Origin of the sequence: Bacteroides cutis, from assembly GCF_900241005.1 — a bacterium.
Lineage (GTDB): Bacteria > Bacteroidota > Bacteroidia > Bacteroidales > Bacteroidaceae > Bacteroides > Bacteroides cutis.
Genome location: NZ_OEST01000001.1, coordinates 801,308 through 824,582, shown reverse-complemented (window position 1 = coordinate 824,582; position 23,275 = coordinate 801,308). Strand labels below are relative to the sequence as shown.

The 23,275-nt window shown below is 42.3% G+C and carries 15 protein-coding genes and 1 pseudogene; 4 read left to right on the top strand and 12 right to left on the bottom strand.

Annotated features, from left to right (window positions below; genetic code table 11):
• The first annotated feature begins 37 nt into the window (after positions 1-37).
• From C1A09_RS03150 to C1A09_RS03140, 3 genes are all read left to right on the top strand, one after another.
• Entirely contained in the window at positions 38-1,561 is a 1,524-nt protein-coding gene (locus tag C1A09_RS03150; protein WP_101542257.1) for a RagB/SusD family nutrient uptake outer membrane protein, read from the top strand.
• Between the two features lie 49 nt (positions 1,562-1,610).
• On the top strand, positions 1,611-3,944 hold the full coding sequence (gene bglX, locus C1A09_RS03145) for a beta-glucosidase BglX (protein ID WP_101542256.1): 2,334 nt from the start codon (positions 1,611-1,613) through the stop codon (positions 3,942-3,944).
• A gap of 151 nt (positions 3,945-4,095) precedes the next feature.
• Positions 4,096-5,448 carry a glucoamylase family protein gene (locus C1A09_RS03140; protein ID WP_101542255.1) on the top strand — a complete coding sequence of 451 codons (1,353 nt, stop codon included), beginning with the start codon at positions 4,096-4,098 and terminating at the stop codon, positions 5,446-5,448.
• Between the two features lie 78 nt (positions 5,449-5,526).
• On the opposite strand, the gene C1A09_RS03135 is transcribed toward C1A09_RS03140, so the two are convergent.
• Positions 5,527-8,055 carry a TonB-dependent receptor gene (locus C1A09_RS03135; protein WP_101542254.1) on the bottom strand — a complete coding sequence of 843 codons (2,529 nt, stop codon included), beginning with the start codon at positions 8,053-8,055 and terminating at the stop codon, positions 5,527-5,529.
• 149 nt (positions 8,056-8,204) lie between these two features.
• Complete coding sequence (locus C1A09_RS03130; RefSeq protein ID WP_101542253.1) at positions 8,205-9,500, bottom strand: MgtC/SapB family protein; 1,296 nt, start codon at positions 9,498-9,500, stop codon at positions 8,205-8,207.
• Between the two features lie 147 nt (positions 9,501-9,647).
• Here C1A09_RS03130 and C1A09_RS03125 point away from each other — a divergent pair, with 147 nt between their 5' ends.
• Positions 9,648-10,811 carry an OmpA family protein gene (locus C1A09_RS03125; protein WP_101542252.1) on the top strand — a complete coding sequence of 388 codons (1,164 nt, stop codon included), beginning with the start codon at positions 9,648-9,650 and terminating at the stop codon, positions 10,809-10,811.
• Between the two features lie 75 nt (positions 10,812-10,886).
• Here C1A09_RS03125 and C1A09_RS03120 read toward each other — a convergent pair whose 3' ends face one another.
• The 10 genes and pseudogenes from C1A09_RS03120 to C1A09_RS03085 form a co-directional block, all read right to left on the bottom strand.
• The gene (locus C1A09_RS03120; protein WP_101542251.1) at positions 10,887-11,357 is read right to left on the bottom strand and encodes a CYTH domain-containing protein; all 471 of its coding nucleotides are present in this window, start codon (positions 11,355-11,357) and stop codon (positions 10,887-10,889) included.
• Between the two features lie 9 nt (positions 11,358-11,366).
• Positions 11,367-11,504, bottom strand: a complete 138-nt coding sequence (locus C1A09_RS16285) for a hypothetical protein (protein ID WP_180949167.1) — start codon at positions 11,502-11,504, stop codon at positions 11,367-11,369.
• A 134-nt stretch (positions 11,505-11,638) separates the two neighbouring features.
• A complete protein-coding gene (gene prfB / locus C1A09_RS03115; RefSeq protein WP_101542250.1) occupies positions 11,639-12,754 on the bottom strand; it encodes a peptide chain release factor 2 in 1,116 nt (371 codons plus the stop codon).
• A gap of 108 nt (positions 12,755-12,862) precedes the next feature.
• Positions 12,863-13,459 carry a carbohydrate-binding family 9-like protein gene (locus C1A09_RS16280; RefSeq protein ID WP_180949176.1) on the bottom strand — a complete coding sequence of 199 codons (597 nt, stop codon included), beginning with the start codon at positions 13,457-13,459 and terminating at the stop codon, positions 12,863-12,865.
• Positions 13,460-13,522: 63 nt separating this feature from the next.
• A pseudogene (locus tag C1A09_RS03110) lies at positions 13,523-14,899 on the bottom strand (family 10 glycosylhydrolase); the annotation flags it as partial.
• 264 nt (positions 14,900-15,163) lie between these two features.
• Entirely contained in the window at positions 15,164-17,305 is a 2,142-nt protein-coding gene (locus C1A09_RS03105; protein WP_101542248.1) for a glycoside hydrolase family 97 protein, read from the bottom strand.
• 13 nt (positions 17,306-17,318) lie between these two features.
• Positions 17,319-18,653, bottom strand: a complete 1,335-nt coding sequence (locus C1A09_RS03100) for an alpha-amylase family glycosyl hydrolase (protein ID WP_233519856.1) — start codon at positions 18,651-18,653, stop codon at positions 17,319-17,321.
• Between the two features lie 5 nt (positions 18,654-18,658).
• Positions 18,659-20,014, bottom strand: coding sequence for an alpha-amylase family glycosyl hydrolase (locus C1A09_RS03095; RefSeq protein WP_233519855.1), 1,356 nt, complete (start codon positions 20,012-20,014; stop codon positions 18,659-18,661).
• Positions 20,015-20,018: 4 nt separating this feature from the next.
• Positions 20,019-21,455, bottom strand: coding sequence for a starch-binding protein (locus tag C1A09_RS03090; RefSeq protein ID WP_101542247.1), 1,437 nt, complete (start codon positions 21,453-21,455; stop codon positions 20,019-20,021).
• 18 nt (positions 21,456-21,473) lie between these two features.
• Positions 21,474-23,267, bottom strand: a complete 1,794-nt coding sequence (locus C1A09_RS03085) for a RagB/SusD family nutrient uptake outer membrane protein (protein ID WP_101542246.1) — start codon at positions 23,265-23,267, stop codon at positions 21,474-21,476.
• Positions 23,268-23,275 lie beyond the last annotated feature (8 nt).

The following is a 23,275-nucleotide window of genomic DNA, read 5'->3' as shown; positions in this document are numbered from 1 at the left end:
AATAATAGCACTTTATTGAACTTATAACAAGAAGATTATGAAATTAAGAAATAAAATTTTAACTCTGACAGCAGGTATACTGACAACCTTTGCCATGACATCCTGTAATGACTTCCTGGACCGTGACCCATTGGGACAGTTCACCGAAGATGATGCTCCCAACGCTCTTGTAGGCGGAAAGATGTACAATGTGTACTACTTGATGCGCAGTTACAACATTACCGCCGGCATTCCCGCATTTATGATACACATGGTACGTAGTGAAGATTCCGAAAAAGGAAGTGACGCCGGTGACGGTGCCGACCAGGCAGCAATGTGGGATGACTTTGAATACACCGCATCCAATGGCACACTGACCGCCTACTGGGGACAGAATTATAAGATCATTTACCAATGTAATGACATATTAAACGATCTGGAGAATAGCGCCAACAAAGATGACCTAGAAAATATACGTACTAAAGGAGAAGCTCTGTTCTTCCGCGCATATTGCTATTTCAATCTCGTACGTGCATGGGGTGAAGTACCCTTAGTGACTTTTAAGATAAACGAGGCCTCCGAAGCCAACATTGCCAAAACAACGGCAGATAAAATTTACAAACAGATCGACAAAGACTTGACAGAAGCGGAAAAATGCTTACCACTGGAATGGTCTACAGAGTATACAGGACGCATCACATACGGAGCAGCACGTGCTTTGCATGCCCGCACTTACATGATGCGGAATGATTGGGATAATATGTACAATGCCTCTACCGATGTCATAAAAACGGGTAAATACAACCTGAATACACCAATAGATAAGGTATTTACCGTTGAAGGGGAAAATTGCGGAGAAAGTATTTTTGAACTACAATGCGAGTCGACCGAAGCACTCAAGAACAGTGATGTTATCGGTAGCCAGTTCTGCCAGGTACAAGGAGTACGTGGTGCCGGAGAATGGAACTTAGGTTGGGGTTGGCACATGGGTACAGCACTTTTAGGAAAAGCCTTTGAACCGGGTGATCCCCGTAAAGATGCCACTTTACTCTATTTTCGTAAGAATATCAGTGACCCCATCACACCGGAGAACACGAACAAGCCTTACGGCGAATCTCCTGTTTCCACTGCTATGGGTGCTTACTTCAATAAAAAAGCATATACAGAACCCGAACTACGCCAGAAGTACACCAAAGAAGGTTTCTGGGTAAATATCCGTATCATCCGCTATCCCGATGTATTACTGATGGCCGCTGAAGCCGCCAATGAAAAGGGTATCTCCGGTGAAGCTATCGACTATCTGGAACAAGTACGTGCACATGCCCGCGGATCAAATAATGACATATTACCGAAGGTTACTTCTACCGATCAGAATGTATTACGCGAAGCCATCCGTCATGAACGCCGGGTAGAGCTTGCTCTGGAACCTGACCGTTTCTATGATCTGGTGCGCTGGGGTATTGCTAAAGAAGTACTCCAGGCGGCCGGAAAGAACTATCAGGATAAGAATGCATTGTTACCGTTACCTCAGGAAGAAATCGATAAGTCCAATGGAGTATTGGTACAAAACCCGAATTACTAAATGGGAACTATATTAAAACGTAAATTATTATTTGATAAAAATACATAATATGAAGAAGATTTTCAAAAGGACAAGCCTTCTCATGGCAGCAACCTTTATGGGTATCGCCACCATGCAAGCACAGAAATCTCCGCAAGACATGGATCGTTTCATCGATGCACTGATGAAGAAGATGACTGTAGAGGAAAAAATAGGTCAGCTAAATCTACCCGTAACAGGAGAAATCACCACCGGACAAGCTAAAAGCAGTGATGTTGCCAAGAAGATTGAGCAGGGACTTGTCGGAGGACTTTTCAACTTGAAAGGAGTATCAAAGATACGTGACGTACAGAAACTGGCAGTAGAAAATTCCCGCCTGGGCATTCCACTACTCTTTGGTATGGACGTGATACATGGTTACGAGACCATTTTCCCCATTCCTCTCGGCCTGTCTTGTACATGGGATATGGCCGCCATCGAAAAATCGGCACGTATCGCTGCCATTGAAGCAAGCGCCGACGGCATTTCATGGACATTCAGTCCGATGGTAGACATCAGCCGCGATCCTCGTTGGGGACGTGTCAGTGAAGGTAGTGGTGAGGATCCATTCCTTGGAGGAGCCATAGCCAAAGCAATGGTATACGGATATCAGGGCACCAACCTGTCCGATCAGATGAAGCGCAACGATGAAATCATGGCATGTGTAAAACATTTTGCACTCTATGGAGCCGGTGAAGCAGGTCGCGATTATAACACTGTGGACATGAGCCGTAACCGTATGTTCAATGAATATATGTATCCCTACGAAGCTGCTATTGAAGCAGGTGTGGGCAGTGTGATGGCTTCTTTCAATGAGATAGACGGCGTACCTGCTACCGCCAACAAATGGTTGATGACAGATGTATTGCGCAAGCAATGGGGATTTAAAGGCTTTGTCGTAACAGATTTTACCGGTATTTCCGAAATGATTGAACATGGTATCGGAGACCTCCAAACCGTTTCCGCCCGTGCCCTCAACGCCGGGATCGATATGGATATGGTAAGCGAAGGTTTCGCCGGTACCCTGAAAAAATCCATCACTCAAGGTAAAGTCAGCATGAAGACATTAGATGCCGCTTGCCGCCGTATTCTGGAAGCAAAATACAAATTGGGGCTGTTCGACAATCCATATAAATATTGTGACCAGAACCGTCCGGCACGCGATATCTTCACAAAAGAACATCGCGATGCAGCGCGTAAAATTGCCTCGGAAAGTTTCGTTTTATTGAAGAACAGCAGCCTACCGAAACAGCCGGGTTCTCCTGCCACTCCAGTACTTCCTTTGGAAAAGAAAGGAACAGTCGCCGTTATCGGCCCGCTCGGTAATACCCGCAGCAATATGCCGGGCACATGGAGTGTGGCTGCACGTCTCAATGATTATCCTTCCCTATACGAGGGGTTAAAAGAGATGATGGCAGGTAAAGTGAACATTACATACGCCAAAGGCAGTAATCTGATTAGTGATGCTGCCTATGAGGAACGCGCCACCCTATTCGGCCGTTCGCTAAATCGTGACAACCGTACAGATAAGGAAATGCTGGAGGAAGCGTTGAAAGTAGCAGCCGGAGCGGACGTCATTATAGCCGCATTGGGAGAGTCTTCCGAAATGAGCGGTGAAAGTTCCAGCCGTACCGAACTGGCTATTCCCGATGTACAGCGTACTCTGTTGGAAACGTTACTGAAGACCGGCAAACCGGTAGTGTTGACACTCTTCACAGGTCGCCCACTGACTCTGACTTGGGAGCAGAAGAATGTACCTGCCATTCTGAATGTGTGGTTCGGAGGAAGCGAAGCTGCTTACGCAATCGGCGATGTACTGTTCGGTGACGTAAATCCGAGCGGTAAGTTGACGATGACCTTTCCGAAAAATGTAGGGCAGATACCTTTGTTTTATAATCACAAAAATACAGGACGCCCGTTGAAAGAAGGGAAGTGGTTTGAGAAATTCCGCAGTAATTATCTGGATGTGGACAACGCCCCATTGTATCCTTTCGGATATGGTTTGTCGTATACAACTTTCCAATACAGTGACATCGCACTAAGTACCCCGACAATGGATCAGAACGGTTCCATCACTGCCGTAGTCACTGTTACCAACACAGGGAAACGTGACGGAGCGGAAGTAGTACAGCTTTATATCCATGACCTTGTGGGAAGTATTACCCGCCCGGTACGCGAACTGAAAGGTTTCGAAAAAATATTTCTCCGTGCCGGTGAAAGCAAGACAGTTTCCTTCAAAATTACTCCAGAGCTGTTACGTTTCTATGACTACGATTTAAATCATGTAGCCGAATCGGGAGAATTTGACATTTTTATCGGTGGCAGTAGTCAGGCCAAGAAGACAGCGCGGTTGACACTGAAGTAAATACTCTGTGTTGTATACCCTATGAGAATGATTTGTAAGGCAAATCATACTCATGGTATAAGTAAGCCAATCTTCTTGAGCAACATCCATCTCTACGGTACGTAGCCATTCAACGTATCGTGATGTTTCATTTAACTTATACCCACATTATATGAAAGAATTAAAATTATATATTCCGTTCCTCTTTTTGCTACTCCTTGCCGGGGCTTGCAAGCAAAAGAAAACCGGTATAGAGAGCTCAAAGTATACACTAGACGATGATGCCTTGATGGACACCGTTCAACGCCGTACCTTCAATTACTTTTGGGAAGGCGCCGAGCCTAATAGTGGATTGGCACGGGAACGTATCCATATGGATGGCGATTATCCTGAGAACGATCAAAATGTTATAACCTCCGGCGGTAGCGGTTTCGGCATTATGGCAATACTTGCCGGTATAGACCGCGGTTATGTAACTCGTGAAGAAGGGTTGGAACGTATGGAACGTATTATCTCCTTCCTTGAAACAGCCGACCGTTTTCATGGAGCTTATCCCCATTGGTGGTATGGTGATACCGGCAAAGTGAAACCTTTCGGAAAGATGGATAATGGTGGCGACCTGGTAGAAACAGCTTTCATTATGCAGGCGTTACTTGCCGTCCATCAATATTACGCCAACGGCAGTGAACGAGAGAAGGCTCTTAGCACACGTATTGACAAGTTGTGGCGTGAAGTAGTTTGGAACTTCTATCGTCAAGGAAACCAGAATGTACTCTATTGGCATTGGAGTCCTGAGTATGGATGGGAAATGAATTTCCCCGTACATGGTTACAACGAATGTCTCATTATGTACATACTTGCTGCCGCATCACCTACTCATAGCGTTCCTGCCTCCGTCTATCATGACGGATGGGCTCAAAATGGTGCCATCGTAGATCCTCATAAGGTGGAAGACATTGAATTACATCTGCGCTATCAAGGCACAAAGGCAGGTCCGCTGTTTTGGGCACAGTATTCTTTTCTCGGTCTTAACCCCACCGGATTGAAGGATGAGTACTGCCCCAGTTACTTCGAAGAGATGCGTAACTTGACACTTGTAAACCGTGCATACTGCATACGAAATCCCAAACACTACAAAGGTTTCGGTGCTGACTGTTGGGGGCTAACCGCCAGCTATTCAGTAAACGGATATGCCGCGCATGCTCCCAACGAGCGTGACGATCAAGGTGTCATTTCACCTACCGCCGCTTTATCATCCATTGTCTACACACCGGAATATTCACTACAAGTGATGCGCCATCTCTATGAAATGGGAGATAAAGTGTTCGGTCCATACGGTTTTTACGATGCTTTCAGTGAAACGGATAATTGGTATCCACAACGTTACCTCGCCATTGATCAGGGACCGATTGCTGTAATGATTGAAAATTATCGTACCGGACTTCTCTGGAATCTTTTTATGAGCCATCCGGATGTACAAAAAGGACTGGAAAAGCTGGGATTTACAAAAAAGGATAAAACTTAAGGTTTTATTTAGAACTAAAGGTTCTATGCACCATGGAGGGCATAGAACCTTTAGTTCTAAATAAAGTATTAACCGGAGTTATTGCGGGGTACTTCCGCCTCCTTCTCCACTGCCGCCTTTTACATCATCATTATTGATGGAACGCGCCGCTTTTTTCACACTTGCTTTCAACTCACCAATGCGATAACTGATACTCATTCCGAAAGAACGGTTAGGATAACGGCTCTTACTGGTAGAATAAAAGTTCTGACCGAAAGTCGTATTATCGAAGTTGATATACTTAGAGAACAGGTTCGAAGCATAAGCACTCACTGTTAAACGGTCTTTGAGGAAAGAACGATTTACACTCAGGCTATAATAATAGTAACCACTACCCTTTCCTTGCAGAGAAATATAAGGTGTACTTCCACCGGCATTCAAGCTAGCCCGCAGTTTCCACGGGAAAGTATGCTGAACACCGCCATACATAGAGCCCTGCCAGCCATAGTTGTGCAAATTCTGTGATGGACTTTTAATATCCGAATAACTACCACGGCCATTAACATAAATACGTGTCTTGGGTGATGCATTCCAGTTGAGATATAAGCTCAAGTTAGTATTACGGCTCTTACCTATATTTTCATATGTACTGTAAAGAGCGCCTTCGGGAGCAAAATGCATATTGTCGGCACCGAAATACTCACCATTTTCACCTATCAGGTGGCTCACACGCTCTATTCCATTATTATTGAAGGAATGACGCAATGCTACATTAACGTTAAACTTAGCTGTAAAACTACTATAACTCAAATTGAATGCATGACTCTTCTCACTCTCCAGTTCCGAGTTACCTTGAGTGATGAACATCGGATTTCTGTCATCAAAATAAGGATTCAGATACCAGATACCCGGCCGATAAATACGCATATCGTATCCTCCACGTAATGTTTGCGTTTTGCCCAATTTAATCCCCATGGATACGGAAGGTACCACATCGTTATAATCTACTTTGAAGTCTTCTCCCGCACCAACGATATAACGTACATCTTGTGCCGTGTGTTCAAAACGTACTCCTGGCTTGAAAGTGAAATCCTTGTAGCGTAACGTATAGCCCAGATAAGCAGCCAGAATATCATTCAGATGCTTGTAATTACTACTACGGTCTTTATTGTATTCATAATTACCATTTCCATCACTACTCTTGTCTTCCTCAAAATTATTCTCACTAATATTATTACGAATAATATACTTCATACCAGTCTCTATAGTATGCAATTTGCCTATAGGCGTCGTGTAATCAACCTGGAAAGTATGCTCCGTAGTATTGGTCTTACCGAAAGTATGCGAGTTATAGAGTAAGAAAGCTTCAGGTACCTGATAGCGGTCTAAATACCGATTGAAGTTATCGCTCTCCTGAGGTTGAGTATTGATCTTGTAGGACAAGGTAAGCATACGATCCTTATTTTTCTTTGATACACGCTGGTAATCAATATTTCCACGGATAGAATACCACGAACCATCGCCCGTAGTCGAGGTACGATAGCTATATGCCTTTTTATCTCGTGCCTCATTCCACATTTCAGTGTTTCCTTCCGAATCATTGTCGTTTCCACCACCATACATACCTATGGACATGGTGATAAGTCGCAGGGTGTCTATCTCGTAACTGGCTTCCACATTACCGTGCTGAAATTGTCCGCTATAATCCGATGAACTAGTAGATTCCAGATATTTTTGGTCGGTAGAGGTATAATCCTCACGATAACTGTCCGAATAACTGGTAGGTTGATTATTGTAACTATAATTGTAGTTTCCCGTCAACGTAAGTTTACCTTGTTTGATGGTAGCATAGGCACCGCCTCCCAATCCCATATTACTGGCACGGGCACTGAATGTAGCGGTATATCCTTCAAATCCGCTACCAACAGTCACAATATTAAGAATACCTCCCACACCCTCGGCATCATACTTCGCTCCCGGTGAAGTGATAACCTCTATATATTTAATGGTATTAGCAGGCATACTCTTAAGTACTTCCTTCGGATTGTTACTCATCATATTGTTAGGTTTCCCATTGACATGTATCTTAAAACTACTACTACCGTTCACCTGAATATTGTCTTCACCATCCACCGTTACCAACGGAACTTTACGAAGCATCTCTATGACGGTGTTTGTTTTGGAGTCGGGATCATCTTCTATATTATATTCAATCTTATCCACATCTACTTTTACCAAGGGTTTTTGGGCTACTACTTCAACTTGTCCCAGTTCGTTGGATGCATCCGTAATATACAAAGTACCGAAATCCACCAACTGACCTCCTGTTTTTACAGAAAAATTCTTCACGATATTATTCCGCCCTACAGAAGATATTGTCATCACAAAATCACCAGTTCCCGGTACCTTTTCCTGAAATTTACCTTTCATATCCGTTACCAACATCTTGACAGCCCGCGCCGGAGCATGTTTTTTAGCAATCTTGATAGTGGCGTAAGGCTCGCTTTCCTGAGTGAGCGAATCAAGCAAAACACCTTTCACTTGAAAGGTGGAGTTTGCCGTGTTTTGTGCTACTGCCAGGCCAGATAAAATTAACATGCCCAGCAACAAAATCCATTTAATTCTCATTGTGTTTTCTCATTTTAATGACTATTCCTGTTTATTGTTCTTGTATTAGACGATTGATATGTCTATTTTGTTACAATAATTCGACAAAAGTATCGTATTTTATAAGGATTACGAGAATTTCGGAGTTAAAAAAGCAAAAGAGTACCTTTTTATAAGAAATAAAAGAAAAGTAACAGAAAAATATTCATCGCTATCACACAACCAAATCCACGTAATATCCATCTACGCAAAGGACTCTGGCTACCTGAAAAAAAGAATGCATAGCACATGTTTACAACAATATTACTAACGATTGCCTGCATGCTGCAAGCGGTTATTACGGAAACAGCCACATTATTTGTACCTTGCAGTAAGTTCAAAATAAAGGGCGTGATATCACTGATACCGGAAACGAAAGACAACAACGTCAATCCTCCCCTACCGGCATATATTAATGTATAATGTGTGGCAATCGTAAATACAACAAATAAAACGGCAAAAATCAGGGCTACTTTAAATTCCAACGGATTACTACCGTCTTCATCCTCTTCCGCTGCTCCTGCCGTAGTAGGTCGTCTCCACTTAGAATGCAGAAACCAAGCTATTCCGGCAGTTACCGCAGACATAATAAGTAAATAGGGATAAATAGAAAGCAAAGTATCTACACTAAAAATACCTATCAAAATCAAAAAGCGAAGAAACATCATACTGACTGCCATCAACATGGCAGCAACATATTCAGGAGCCTCCTGAGCAGATACTTTTCGACTTTTGCGTGCCAACACGGATATAGTAGCTGTACTACTATATAGACCACCAACAATGCCCGAAACCAAAATACCGGATTCACGAAACACATATCTTTTTAATAAATAAGACAAATAAGAAATGCCTGAAACAACAACAGTCGCCAACCAAATACTATAAGGAGTTAAGTGAATACCCGGTATCAAATCCTTATTGGGCAACATCGGAAGTATGATACCACTAATAGCAAGAAACTTGGCAAGCGTAATCATTTCATCATTCTTCATTCGCTGCGCCAACTCGGTAAACGTATGTTTCAGTTCTGTAAAAAGCAAAACAGTGACAATTACCATAACATAAAACCAAGATGGCTGTGTTGCCACGATGGGAGCAATACAATATGTAATGAGAGCGATAACGATTGTTGTAACCCCGAATACATGAAATTGAGACTGCTTGACATAATAATTCAGTGCCAACAATAAACCTAGAATGGCTCCTCCTCCCATAAAAAGACGATAGTCCACGGGATCAAGAATATAGAGAAGATATCCTAAAATACCAATAAAAGTAAATGTACGATCCGTTCCGAAAAGAGTGGTTTCCCCTTCACGTTTCAGACTGATTCGCCGCAATGAGAGGCCAATCAGTAAAGAAAATATAGTCACCAAAATAAATGTGACGAGTTCTTCCGGTAAGTATTCGTATATCTTTTCCATATCTTCTGATTCATGAAGACAAATATAACAAATATTGTTCATTATGTAGGAATATTTAATCTTTTTATCAGATTTTATCGATACAAGTGACCATTATACGATTATTTATATATTTTTGCACCCCAAATTTTTAAAACAAACAAAAAAATGAAAAAGATTATTGTAAGTTTATTAATGTGCATGGTTGTTGTAGCCGCTAATGCACAAAATGCCGTAGAAGGAAACAAATTTACAGACAACTGGTCTATAGGATTTAATGTTGGTGGAACTACTCCACTCGCTCACAGAACATTCTTTAAAAACATGTGTGCAGGTATGGGTATCGGCCTGAACAAACAACTTACTCCGATAGTAGGTTTAGGTTTGGAAATGACAGGGTATATCAATACGAACGATGTTATAGGTACTAATAAAAGCGCCTACTCTAAAACTGCATTCGATGCTTTGAATTTTAGTTTGTTAAACACATTGAATATCAGCAATATGTTCTGTGGTTATAACGGTGAGCCGAGACTATTTGAAGTTGAAACGGTAGCAGGTATCGGCTGGATGCACTACTGTGCAGGTTATGGTAATTCAATGTCCAGTAAATTCGGTCTTAACTTCAATTTCAATTTGGGTGAATCAAAGGCATGGACTATTGCGTTCAAACCGGCTTTGGTTTACGACATGAATGAAAAAGGTACCAAGAACGTTATGTTCAATGCCAACAATGGCGCATGGGAATTTATGGCAGGTTTGAAATACCACTTCAAGAGCAGTAATGGTAAACATTATTTCACAACTGTAAAACCATATAATCAGTCTGAAATCGACGCTCTGAACAATCAAATCAATAACTTGCGTCAAGAAGCTGATAAGAATGAAGCAGCATTGAAGAATGCATTGAATGATGTCAATCAAAAAGCTGCCAGCTTGGAACAAGCTTTAAATGACTGTAAAAACCAAGCTCCGAAAGTAATTACTGAAACAAATACCATCAACAAGAAAACATTGGAATCAGTAGTTACTTTCCGTCAAGGTGGTACTGCAGTAGAATCTTCTCAGACTCCTAACGTTGAACGTATCGCTACTTACCTGAAGCACCATAACAAAGCTACCGTATCTATCAAGGGTTATGCTTCTCCAGAAGGTAACGCTGATGTAAATGCTCGTATTGCAAAACAACGTGCAGAATCTGTCAAAAACATGCTTATCAACAGATATAAAATCGCTGCCAACCGTATCACTGCAGAAGGTCAAGGTGTAGGTAACATGTTTGAAGAACCAGATTGGAACCGCGTCAGCATCTGTACAATCAACGAAGATTAATAACTAAAATAGAAATATTCACAATTAACAAAAAGGCCGGAACATATTTTATGTTCCGGCCTTTTTGTTAACCTCTTACAGCCAACTTTTATAAGGGTGTAACATTAGTTGCGAATTGTAGTAACGAATATCCCCCGTTACTTCCTGCCCTATGAAACCGGGCTTTTCAAAAGCCTCATCTTCTGAAGCGAGCTCTACCTCAGCGACAACAAGTCCCTCGTTCTCTCCATAGAACTCATCTATCTCAAAAACATGTTTACCACTACGCACCAGATAACGTGTTTTATCAATCACTCCCGGCTCACATATCTTCATCAATTCTTCCGCCTCATTGAGAGGAATTTCCCTTTCCCATTCATAGCGGCTGGTACCCGAAGCATTGGATGCTCCCTTAATAGTCAGATATCCCTTTCCGTCACGGATACGTATCCGTACAGTCCTCCCCCGTGCACTACAGATATAACCCTGCACAATACGACTTTGGGAATAAACTTGTGATTTATATTCTCCTTTTATTAGAAACTTCCTCTCTATTTCCTGAGACATAAAATGTTTTTATTTGCCTAAGAAGGAATATCCTATTAACATAGCAAATACTAATATCAAAGCAGCAATTCCAATAATCAATAAAACTTTCTTTGCTTGTTGCTCCTCTTTACGGCTGTGCATTACTTTCTTTTTACTCTTTCCCATGGTATTTTTATAGTTTAAAGTTCAACGACAAACAAAGTAAAAGGAAATTCAGGAAGTTTCCAAGTATTTCGAAAAGAAAAAATCCCCGGAAGAAAAACAGGTATCTCCCGAGGATATATTTATAAGATGATTATTTATTCGCCATTTCCGGCAAACTCCATCAGATAAGCTTTGACAAAGCCATCAATCTTCCCGTCCATTACTCCATTCACATCCGAAGTCTGGAAATTGGTACGATGATCTTTCACACGACGGTCATCAAATACGTAGCTACGTATCTGTGAACCCCATTCGATTTTCTTTTTACCAGCTTCTATCTTCGCCTGCTCTGCCATACGGTGCTGGAGTTCTTTATCATATAAGATAGAACGCAACTGGCGCATTGCATTTTCTCGATTTTTAGGCTGGTCACGCGTCTCGGTATTTTCAATCAGAATTTCCTCCTCTTCACCGGTATAAGGGTCTTTGAACTGATAGCGCAAACGAACACCGGACTCAACCTTATTAACGTTCTGTCCACCGGCTCCACTGGAACGAAAAGTATCCCATGAGATATTGGCTACGTTGATGTTTACTTCAATCGTATCATCCACCAGCGGAGTCACGAAAACAGAAGCAAAAGAAGTCATGCGTTTACCCTGTGCATTATAAGGAGACACACGTACCAAACGATGCACACCGTTTTCACCTTTCAAATAACCATAAGCATAATCTCCGGCAATCTCAATGGTACAAGTCTTTATACCGGCTTCATCACCTTCTTGCAAGTTGGAAATGGTTGCTTTGTATCCGTGAGTTTCGGCATAGCGCACATACATCCGCATCAACATGCTTGCCCAGTCCTGGCTTTCTGTACCACCGGCACCGGAATTGATCTTCAACACACAATCCATCTGATCAGCTTCTTCACGAAGCATATTCTTAAGTTCTAGAGCCTCTACAGCAGTAGATGCTTTTGCATAAGCCTCGTCCACCTCTTCTTCCGTCACCAATTCATCCTTATAGAAATCAAACGCAAGTTGCAGTTCATCCGCCATGGTCTTGACTTCATTGTAACCGGAAATCCATTGCTGCAAACCTTTCACCTTCTTCATTTGGGCTTCAGCACTCTTCTGGTCATCCCAAAAGCCGGGTGCCTGAGTACGCAACTGCTCTTCTTCGACTTGAATTTTCTTTCCTTCGATGTCCAGATAGCGATTCAACGCTTCGGTACGCTCCTTGATATCTTTCAGTTGTTCAATGGTAATCATATACTTTCTTCAAATTCTATCTTTTGGAGCGCAAAGGTATGAAAAAAACACATAATTCCGCTGCAATCAGCTGAATAAGTCATACCACGAAAAACTATTCTCTCTGAATTATTCAAAAAAAAGCGTCCCAAAATAATCCGGACAATGAAACATGGGACGTTCCAAACCAATGGAACTCCACGAAAGATAATGAGGGGTTTGCAATTTATCGCCACACTTATAAAAGTTTCCTCTCATCGTTTTTCCATCCAGTGTATCCAATGAATGCAAAAAGAAAGTCGAAATAGGTATTACCAGCGCCAGTTCCCAATCACATTCCCCGGCGCGTTCTTCAAAAGATCTATTCCCCAACGAACTCCAGCGTTTCACCGCATTCAATATCTGCTTACTTGCCAACGGACGGTTATTTAAAGGACCACCCTGAATTAACAACTTGCCGATACAGTTACATTCTAAATTATAATAACAACTATCCGACATTGGCGATACAAAGAATTCCACGCAAGCATCTTCCCATACCTGACCGTTATCTCCGGTAGCCATAGCCCGTACACTCTCTTCTTTCACTTTATAATGAAGTAATATACATTTACCGGTATGGGCAATACGGAAACTGACTTCCGGTTTATATGGAAAATCTTTCCAATTGACCACATCAATAGGATGAAATTCTATATTGTTTTTATCCAGTAAGGAAGGAACCATATCGGCTTCGGGAGTAGCGGAACACCTTATCTTTTTTATACATAATTGCTTTGACTCCTGCCTTGCCTTCGTAACATCCCATCCAGACAATACGTCCCCATAGAAATAGAAAGTAACATCAAAGGCAGTTCCACTATTATTATCCACTACCTGATAATGCCTGGTCGCATCGTAATAATCATTCAATCTATATTCACCCAACGCCAACGGGACAAGCCCTTCTTCTCCTGCCGTCCCAGCTATAATCTGCTGCATACGTCGTTCCACCCGTTTCATGACACCCTCATGTTTAAAAGGATCAGCATCGGCTACAGCCGGATGAGAGACCTTTATCAATCTGCCATTGGTAGTACGTACAGCTTTCACACTATCCGTATAAGTCTTGAACTGTTTCCTTATTTCAGGGGAACGTAAACCGTTTATTGTAAAAACGGAAATACCCTGCGCTCCATTGTCCAAAGCAGCATCCATACACTCAAACATTTCCGGTCCATCGGTTGCCATCATCCCGCAGTACAAGATCGTACGTTTATTCTTATCTCGTACATTCTCAACCGTACAGTCTGAAATGAAACTGACATCTTCGGTATAGAATGTATGATAAACCATCGGGAATACAATATCCAGATCCCATTTACCCCAATCCTGGCGTACCATACGCGAAGCCATTTTCGGAGTCGGAAACGGCGAGGCAGCCATCATTTTTCCATAAGAATGTACTACTCCAGCAATCATATTGGCAACTTCAGTAATCTGATCACAACGGAACTGACGCCAATTCATATCGAGTGAAGGATCTTTTTGTTCGCGAGGGTCATAGCCATATTGCTCCTTGAATTTTTCAAGCATGGCAGGATGATAACCATAGTCCCATGCTGCATATTCACGATTCTGAACAATATCATAATGAGGCCACAAAGTAGTAGGAAGTACCACATCGACAAAGCGATGATAGTCTATAGCAATCCCATTCAATCCTTCCACCTCACAATAGGATTTTATTTTATCTTTGATAAACTCCCGTACTTCAGGCAATGCAGGGCAAAGAAATTTATAATAATCTACGTAAGCTGTAGTGTCGGCCAAACTTTTTCCATTCCGGTTCACACTAAACCATTCAGGATGTTCTTTCAATATCCGGTCACGGTCGTGTTCCAAATTCATAGTCCACAACCATGCATACACTTCAATGTCATGTTTATGAGCAATAGGTATCGCTACTCGGTAATCATCGGGCGTAGGTGCATTCAGCAAAACACCTTCCATGCCCAGTTCATTCATCACTCCGCAAATAGAATCGAAATTCATGCCGGGACGATAGTCCAGCCATGTCCAGAACATTGGATATACCTTTATAGTTTCATTCGCTTGCTGCCGGCACGAACATACACCTACTGATAAAAACAACAGTAAAAACAGTGGTAAAAGAAATTTCTTCATCGCATTTATATTTTAAGTTTGAAGTGTCAGGTTAAATAACAGTGTTTCCTTTATATAAAACAGGTTATAAGTCTCAATCCCTAAAGAAGAAGATAATTTTTTTTGTTAATAAATTCAAATTCCACTTGACAGATTCTTTCATTCTTTCTATTCCTCAATAGCTGAAAAAAAGAAAAGACAATAATCGGGTATAAAAAAGCACGAACCTCCCGGCCCGTGCTTCCCCTATTGTTAACTTTAATATTAAATGCAGGAAAATTTCCTTCACTTAATTTCTTTCAAACCCTTGAGTTCCTCTTTCGTGGTTTCTTTCAGGCTAATAGCTACCCCGCCACTACGGGCCAGCTTTTGTTTCAAAATACTCTTATTGGTTACTATCACCTTACGGATACGATAACTTTGTGGGTTAGTATCCCAGTCGGCATCTTTACCATCCTCATAGATAGTGGCGATGTATCTCTTTCCAGCAGGGAGATAATCGAAAGGAATAACCGCTGTACGGGCATTTTCATCGGTGATTGCTCCTATAAACCATTCATCACGGTCTTTGGCCTTGCGGGCAACTGTAATATAGTCTCCCGGTTCAGCTTCAAGATAACGGCTATCCGCCCAATCTACCGGAACTTCTTTGATAAATTGGAAAGCGTCCATAAAACGACGATAGTTGGAAGGTAGGTCTGCAGCCATTTGCAACGGGCTTGGCATGGTCAGATACAAAGCCAGCTGTTTTGCCAATGTAGTATGCACGCGTTCATTTTTCTTTCCGTCACCATAATAGCTTAAACGAGTTTCAAAGATACCCGGCGTATAATCCATCGGTCCACCTTTCAAGCGGGTAAAGGGAAGAATGGTAGTATGGTCGGGATCATTCCCTCCCATTGATTCAAACTCCCCGCCACGGGCAGACTCTTGAGCAAGCCAATTGGGATAAGTGCGGCACAAACCGGTAGGACGTACCGCTTCATGGCTATCTATCATAATCTTATATTCCGCCGCACGCTTTGCCACATGGATATAATGATTATTCATCCATTGTGAAGAATGATATTCACTTCGTGGAATGATATAGCCCACATACCCGGTCTTCACCGAATTATAGCCGTTGTCCACCATGTATTGGAAGGCACCTTCCAACTGCCGTTCATAGTCGGCCGCATTGGCAGAAGTTTCATGGTGCATCATGATACGTACACCTTTAGCAGAAGCATAACGCTGTAATTCTTTAATGTCAAAATCGGGATAAGGTTTAGTAAACAAGAACTGGCGATCTTTACGATACGAAGCCCAGTCTTCCCAACCCTCATTCCAGCCTTCCACAAGAACGGCATCAATGTCATTTTCCGCAGCAAAATCGATATATTCCTTTACATGGGCGGTATTGGCTGCATGGCGGCCGTTGGGAGTCAACGCAGTATAATCTGTAACACCGGGTTTGGCTTTATAATAATCACTATATGCCCATGTTCTGCCCTGACCGGTAAACATTTCCCACCACACACCGACAAATTTCTGGGGTTTGATCCAGGAAGTATCTTCAAACCGGCACGGCTCGTTCAGGTTCAAAATCAATTGGGAAGCGAGAATATCCCTGGCATCATCGCTGACAATAACCGTTCTCCAAGGAGTGTGACACGGTAATTGCAGATATCCCTTCCGACCCAATTTATCGGGAGTAAGATGGGCGCTGAGACGGAAAGCCTTATCATCTACGTTCAGCAACATACCAGAATAATCCACCAAAGCAGCCTCATGTATATTGATATAAAGTCCGTCAACCGTTTTCATCATAAGTGGAGTCTGCACCGTAAACGAAGTTGCCCGTGACTCATATCCTTTTTTCCGAAGATTTTTTTCCATTCCTTCCCTTATCTCCGACAATGGAGCTGTGGTATAGGCAAACTCATTCGTATCATAATCTCCCGGAATACAGAAAGTTTTATGGTTACCCGTCAGGTTAAACTCTGTACATTCTTCCTTCACCGTCAGATAGTTCATACTTTCCTGTTCGGGAAGTTCATAACGAAAACCCAATCCGTCGTTGAACAAGCGGAATCGAAGCAGTACGGTGTGATTTTTATTTTCTCTCTGTACCAGAGTAACAGCCATCTCGTTGTACTGATTGCGTATACGGCTGTATTCTCCCCAAACCGGTACCCAGGTTTCGTCAAAAGAAATATTCTTTGTATCCACTTGTGAAAAACCATCCGCCAAGGAAGCTTCCTCCATTTCCAGTCCCAAACGGCTTGAAGCAATGACTTTCTTACCTTTATACTCAAGCTGATAGACAGGTACACCTTTATCCAGCTGGAAGTGTAACTGCAAATTTCCATCCGGTGAAGTCAATGGTTGGGCAAACATTTGCGGTACGAGCCATAGCAACAGGCCTAAAATCGTTATTCTTATCATGGTTTGTTCAATTTTAATGATTTATTTCGAGAATCTTATATTCATAAGGCACCAAAGTCAGTGTATCTGTCAGTTCTACCGATTCATTCGTATATATATTTCTGGCAGAACTTCCCTTGTATGCTTCCGGCAATGAAACAGTCTGATTACTATTCCGTACATTTACCAATACGAGAAAACACTCTTCATCCAATTCTTTCTCAAATACCAATACGTTACAATCCGGATAAGTCTTCAGGTTACCTTTACGAATAGCAGGATATTCATTATAAAGCCGAACCAATGTTTTGAACTCTTCCCTCAAAGCAGGTTCCGCTTTCCAGTCTACTGGACAATAATGAAAAAAATCTATCCGTTCAGGATAACCCACTTCCTGTGAACCATAAATCAAAGCACCGCCATGCAAATACGTAGACAGAACAAATGCAGCCATCGCACCACGTTCATTGCCAAACTCTTTTATGGGAGACCTCTTAGCCATCTCATCATGATTGGTAGTAAAACGGAGCTTTATCTTTCCGGCAGAAAGCGAGTCGTATTCCGCACGGTCTATATCAAACAATGTAGAAGCACAAGTATCTTTTCGGAATACATCACGAGTTCCTTCTAAAAAATCCCACGCGTAGTTCATATCAAAACCGGCAGTAAAATGGTCTTTCCTCTTTCCTTCGGCCAACATCAGTAAAGAATGCCCCGGAATGGCACGAAGCGAGTCTAGGGCCTGTTTCCAGAAATCATACGGAACAAAATCGGCCGCATCGCAACGAAAGCCATCTATTCCTACACTATCTACCCAAAACTTCATGGCATCAATCATGGCAAGACGCATCTCTTGATTGTCGAAATTCAGATCGGCAACATCTTTCCAACCCGTATTGGCAGGAGAAACCACTTTTCCTTCATCATCCTGTGTATACCAGTCTTTATGTTCCATCCAGGCGTTATCCCAAGAAGTATGGTTAGCTACCCAGTCAATGATAACGCTCATCCCCTTATCATGACATTGACCGATCAGATGCCTGAAATCCTCCATTGTGCCAAATTCCGGATTTACAGATTTGTAATCCTTCACGCAATAAGGTGAATTGACAGATTTTTCTTTTCCTACTTCATTAATAGGCATAAACCATACCACATTCACTCCCAACCTACGAATGGAATCTAAATACTCCCCTATTACCTTGAAAGATGCGGCGGGTGCAAAGACGCGAGGATTCACCTGATACATCACTACATCTTCAGGAGCAGGTACTCCATCTACTATATTCCTGAATGGTTGTTTAGTACCACCACATGCATAGAACAATAGTAACAACCCTATTGAAAACAGTATATCCTTTATTCTCATAGCGTTTATTCTTTTTCCCAAATATAATATTGATAAGCTTCCAAAGTCAAAGTTGCGGGAAGCGTTATTTCTTCATTATTCAGCAAATTCTTCATACGTTCACCTGCGCGCTCTATCGGCGTCTTTATTGTCAAAAGCTCATCAGCGGTATTTACGACCACAAACAATCCCTTTTCTCCATTCGCCCGGTAAAAAGAAGCTACCTTCCCTGTTCCGTACGTTTTCAAATTTCCTTCCCGCAAAGAAGCGGAAGATTGATAGATTTTCATCAGTTGCTTATATTCACTCAGATAAGCGGGATTGGAGTCCCAATCCATCAGCCTGTAGTCGAAAAAGGAAAGCGATTGAGGATAGGCTATTTCTTGTGAACTATAGATAAGCGGTGTTCCTCCCATCATGCTCGCAATGACAAAAGCAGCCATTGCACCGCGTTCACTTTTATACACCTGTAACGGTGACTTCTCGGACGCCAAATCGTGATTAGTAGAATAACGTAGCCGTTGTTTTCCTTCGGGTACTCCCTGATATTCCTGCTCATGCACTTCATACAATGTTGTCAGGGTGGCTTTTCCGGCAAATACATCCTGTAATTTCGAAATGAAGTTCCATCCGTAAACCAAGTCAAATCCATCAGTAAACAACGTTGCCGTACCTCCTTCTGCAAGCATCAGCAAGTCATCGCCTTTTATCACCTTCAATTCATCAATAGCCTGTTTCCAAAAATCATCAGGCACTCCCTCGGCATAGTCACAACGATACCCATCGGCATCTACAGTTTCTATCCAATACTTCATGGCTTCCAGCATAGCTTCACGCATCTCCTGATTATTATAATTCAAATCAGCCACATCTGCCCAACCCATACCTTCAGGGGAGATTATGTTGCCTCCTGCATCTTGTGTGTACCATGATTTATTCTGTATCCAGGCATTATCCCAGGAGGTGTGATTGGCTACCCAGTCCAGAATGACACGCATACCTTTTTCATGCGCTTGCGTAACCAAAGATTTCAAATCGTCTACCGTTCCATAGTCGGCATTCAGCTTTTTATAATCTTTCACGCAGTAGGGTGAACCGACGGCATCTTTTACTCCTTGTTCATAGACAGGCATCAGCCATAACACATTTACTCCCAACGACTTAATTTCATCCAATCGCGCAGAAATGGCATTCAAAGCATTAGTCCGTGCAAAAATTTTCGGATTGGCCTCATAAACCACCACCTCATTACCGATTTTGCCGGGCGACGGCACCGGCTCTCCATTTCCTCCCCCTGAGTCATCGCTGCACCCCGCAAAGAGGTGCAGTAACAACATCGGAAGTATCAATAATAAATAATACCTAAATTTCATTTTCTTCATTCTTTTAATTGCCAGAAGGAGTTTCTACCTCAGTACATGCATCAGCAGTAATTTCCAAGTAATAATCACGATCCAGTGTAACCGGAAAATCCGGAAGTTGCCTTCCTCCTCCATTATTATTGAAAATCAGAGTGAGAGAGGTATTTGTAAGTTCAGCAGCCATCTCAAAACAGGTATATATAACACCTCCTATTTCTTTAGTACCCGTCACCTGCATACCCGGCCAGGCTGAAGTTACAGGAGTGTCATTAGCGTATCCGTAAAGAGATAATGCATCCCAGCCGGTATTATTTATTACATAAAGAGTATGCGTTTCCTTTAATTCCGGTTCTTCACCTCCGGGATTTTCCGGATCAATCTCCGTCCCTTTACTGTCTGTTATACTGAAATAGTAGTGACGGTCTAAAGTTACTGCTGCCAAATCAAACTGCTTACCACCATTATTATTGTTACAAATCAGATTATAAGTTAATCCTTCATTAGCTTTTCCGGTATCGAAATACTGATAAGTAATTCCTTTGATAGTAACCGTTCCTGTTGCGACAATTCCCGGCCAAGCGCCAAACAGTTCGGGTAAATCATTTCCCCAGGCATAAAGCGTAAGTGCATCCCAACCGGAGTTATCTTCAATGAAGATGGCGTATCCGTCATGAGTGATGGTCTGACTCGGATCTATCTCCTCATAACCAGTATTTGTAATTCTCAGATAATAATCACGATCTAACGTTACAACTGCTGCATCAAACTGTTCACCACCATTGTTATTATTGAAAATAAGATTATAGGTCAGTCCTTTATTGGCATCTCCCGTATCGAAATATTTATAAGTAACACCATCCTTTACTTCTGTTCCGGTAGGTTGTATTCCCGGCCAAGCGCCAAACAGTTCGGGCAGGTCATTTCCCCAGGCATAAAGTGCCACAGCATCCCAACCTGAGTTATCTTCAACATAAATGACATAACCATCATGTGTCACTTCATCCGGTTCTTCTTCAAAATAAGCCGCCCAGCGTGAAACCGTTACATTGGTACGCGTCCCCACACCTACATTCAAGGTATGAGATACATCCTCATTCTTCACTGTACGTTCCATCCCTTGCTTTTCGGAGACAAAATAAAATCCGTCAGCCAATGTCTTGCCATTCTTAAATGTAGAAGGTGCCAGATAAATTCCCCACTTCACATCACTATTTGCAGCTTTTTCCAGACACCATTCCAATTGACCAATGGCCTCTTCTCCTCCATTGAAGTCACCCACAATATAAATTTTATCATCTGTAGCCGTTCCTTGCGGCATAATCACCTCCAGCAAGATAGCGTTATCCTTCAACTCAAATTGGGGTAATTCATGATCAAACACAATCTCGTCTTTATCATCGCAACTGCCCAAGAACGCCAGTAACGGCATTAACAGCAGTAAGTAGAATATATTCTTCTTCATGGATATTCTGATTTAATGTTATTGATAATTAGGATTTTGTATCAGTCCCGGATTCACCAACAAGGCTGATGACGGAAGCGGATACCATTCATATTTACGGTCACGTTGGGCAGGAAGTACCTTGCCGTCTTCTGTAGCTCTGCCAAAGAACCACCATTGACCTTGAGTGAATTTATCGAAACGACGTAAATCCGTACGACGGCGACGTCCTTCAGACAGGAATTCCAGCCCCCACTGATTCAGCATCCAGTCCATGTCGAAAGCTGTAAAACCACGTCCCGGTTCATCCTTTACTTTAGCCCAATCCGACGCAGAAAAATAACGTTGACGTACACTGTTCACCAGTTCCTTAGCTGCATTGGCATCACCAGCACGCATCTTACACTCAGCCAACATGTATACCACCTCGGACAAACGGAACTCAACTTCGTCTATATCCTGAAAATCAATACCTACCGACTCGGGATAAACCGGATATTTCATCAATCGTACACCCGAAGTCGTTTCGCCCCACCGTGGTGACATTACAGTTTCCAAATTACGTCCTTTATTCATAAATGTACCTACCTGGTCTACATAGACTATAGGCTGCCCGTCACGGTCGGCATCCGCTTTGATAGACTCTCCCTTGCCAAAATTAGCCTTAAGAGCTCCTTTCAAGAACATACCTCTATAATTACCGGCAGCCTCATCATATACGTAGTTCTGCTTACGGATATCTCTATCATCATAGCGCTCATAAACAGCACCCAACTTATCATTATAAGGGGCATCCAGGAAACATACCGGATTATCTGTCCCACCGTATGAATTGACATTTCCGGAGTTATCAAACGAAGGAGTCAAGCAAACACAGTTCCATGGACTCTGTGTATAGGTACCATTAAAGTATTCCCATATATTGTAAGGCAAGAAAGGCATATCACGCATCCAACCTCCATTCAACTGTCCCACCTCAAACGCAAAAGCCATTACAACCTCCGGACAGTTGATATTATTGATGGAATAGATATCACGATAATCTTTCGCTACAGAGTAAGTACCGTACTTATTGTCCAAAATATCCTGGCAAAGCGTTGCACATTCGCTGTAATGGTCTTCCTTGATAAATACTTCGGCATTCAGCAATAAACGTGCTTTAATCATACGGTTCACCGCCTGATTCATACGGTTCACATTATTCGTAGTAAGGTCGTTGACACACTCATCCAACTCCGTTACAATAAAGTTATAGATTTTCTTACAGCTCGTATCAAAATCCGCATCTGCCGTAGGAGGTATATCCGTACCTACCGAAATATTCAGCGGAAGTGCACCTCCCCAGATTTCGAAAATATTATAATAAGCCCATGCGCGAAGGGTACGTACCTCACCGATATAAGTTTTCATCTTCTCCGGGGTCATCTTCAATGAAGCAGGTTCCAATGATTCCAAATCGGCAAGTAACGTATTACAAAGACCGATAGTGGTCCATGCCGTCTCCCAGGTGGAACGGATAATTTTTGAATCAGGAGTCCATGTATGAGTAGAGAGTACAAATTTCTCCGCTTCATCATATCCCCACAAGCCACCGTTCCATGAACGCCAGGCAACCTGGTCGGCTGAAAATTCCTGGAGATACCAGAAATATTCAATGTAGCTCATCGCTCCGGTCTGATAAATAGAGGCAACAGCACCTTTCACACTTTTCTCATCTTGATAATAAATCTTAGAATCCACTCTGTCAAACACTTCTTCATCAAGGTCGAAGCAGGACGACAAAGAAAAACTCAGGATGGCCAGCAACAGCCAATTATATTTTATGTATTTCATATTTTCGT

Excerpts from the sequence above, each read along its gene's own strand:
- C1A09_RS16280 (WP_180949176.1), bottom strand. The coding sequence starts at position 13,459 with ATGGTTCCTTCCTTACTGGATAAAAACAATATAGAATTTCATCCTATT.
- C1A09_RS03100 (WP_233519856.1), bottom strand. The coding sequence starts at position 18,653 with ATGAGAATAAAGGATATACTGTTTTCAATAGGGTTGTTACTATTGTTC.
- C1A09_RS03130 (WP_101542253.1), bottom strand. The coding sequence starts at position 9,500 with ATGGAAAAGATATACGAATACTTACCGGAAGAACTCGTCACATTTATT.
- C1A09_RS03085 (WP_101542246.1), bottom strand. The coding sequence starts at position 23,267 with ATGAAATACATAAAATATAATTGGCTGTTGCTGGCCATCCTGAGTTTT.
- C1A09_RS03135 (WP_101542254.1), bottom strand. The coding sequence starts at position 8,055 with ATGAGAATTAAATGGATTTTGTTGCTGGGCATGTTAATTTTATCTGGC.
- C1A09_RS03140 (WP_101542255.1), top strand. The coding sequence starts at position 4,096 with ATGAAAGAATTAAAATTATATATTCCGTTCCTCTTTTTGCTACTCCTT.
- C1A09_RS03090 (WP_101542247.1), bottom strand. The coding sequence starts at position 21,455 with ATGAAGAAGAATATATTCTACTTACTGCTGTTAATGCCGTTACTGGCG.
- C1A09_RS03105 (WP_101542248.1), bottom strand. The coding sequence starts at position 17,305 with ATGATAAGAATAACGATTTTAGGCCTGTTGCTATGGCTCGTACCGCAA.
- C1A09_RS03125 (WP_101542252.1), top strand. The coding sequence starts at position 9,648 with ATGAAAAAGATTATTGTAAGTTTATTAATGTGCATGGTTGTTGTAGCC.
- C1A09_RS03095 (WP_233519855.1), bottom strand. The coding sequence starts at position 20,014 with ATGAAGAAAATGAAATTTAGGTATTATTTATTATTGATACTTCCGATG.
- C1A09_RS03150 (WP_101542257.1), top strand. The coding sequence starts at position 38 with ATGAAATTAAGAAATAAAATTTTAACTCTGACAGCAGGTATACTGACA.
- C1A09_RS16285 (WP_180949167.1), bottom strand. The coding sequence starts at position 11,504 with ATGGGAAAGAGTAAAAAGAAAGTAATGCACAGCCGTAAAGAGGAGCAA.
- C1A09_RS03120 (WP_101542251.1), bottom strand. The coding sequence starts at position 11,357 with ATGTCTCAGGAAATAGAGAGGAAGTTTCTAATAAAAGGAGAATATAAA.
- prfB (WP_101542250.1), bottom strand. The coding sequence starts at position 12,754 with ATGATTACCATTGAACAACTGAAAGATATCAAGGAGCGTACCGAAGCG.
- bglX (WP_101542256.1), top strand. The coding sequence starts at position 1,611 with ATGAAGAAGATTTTCAAAAGGACAAGCCTTCTCATGGCAGCAACCTTT.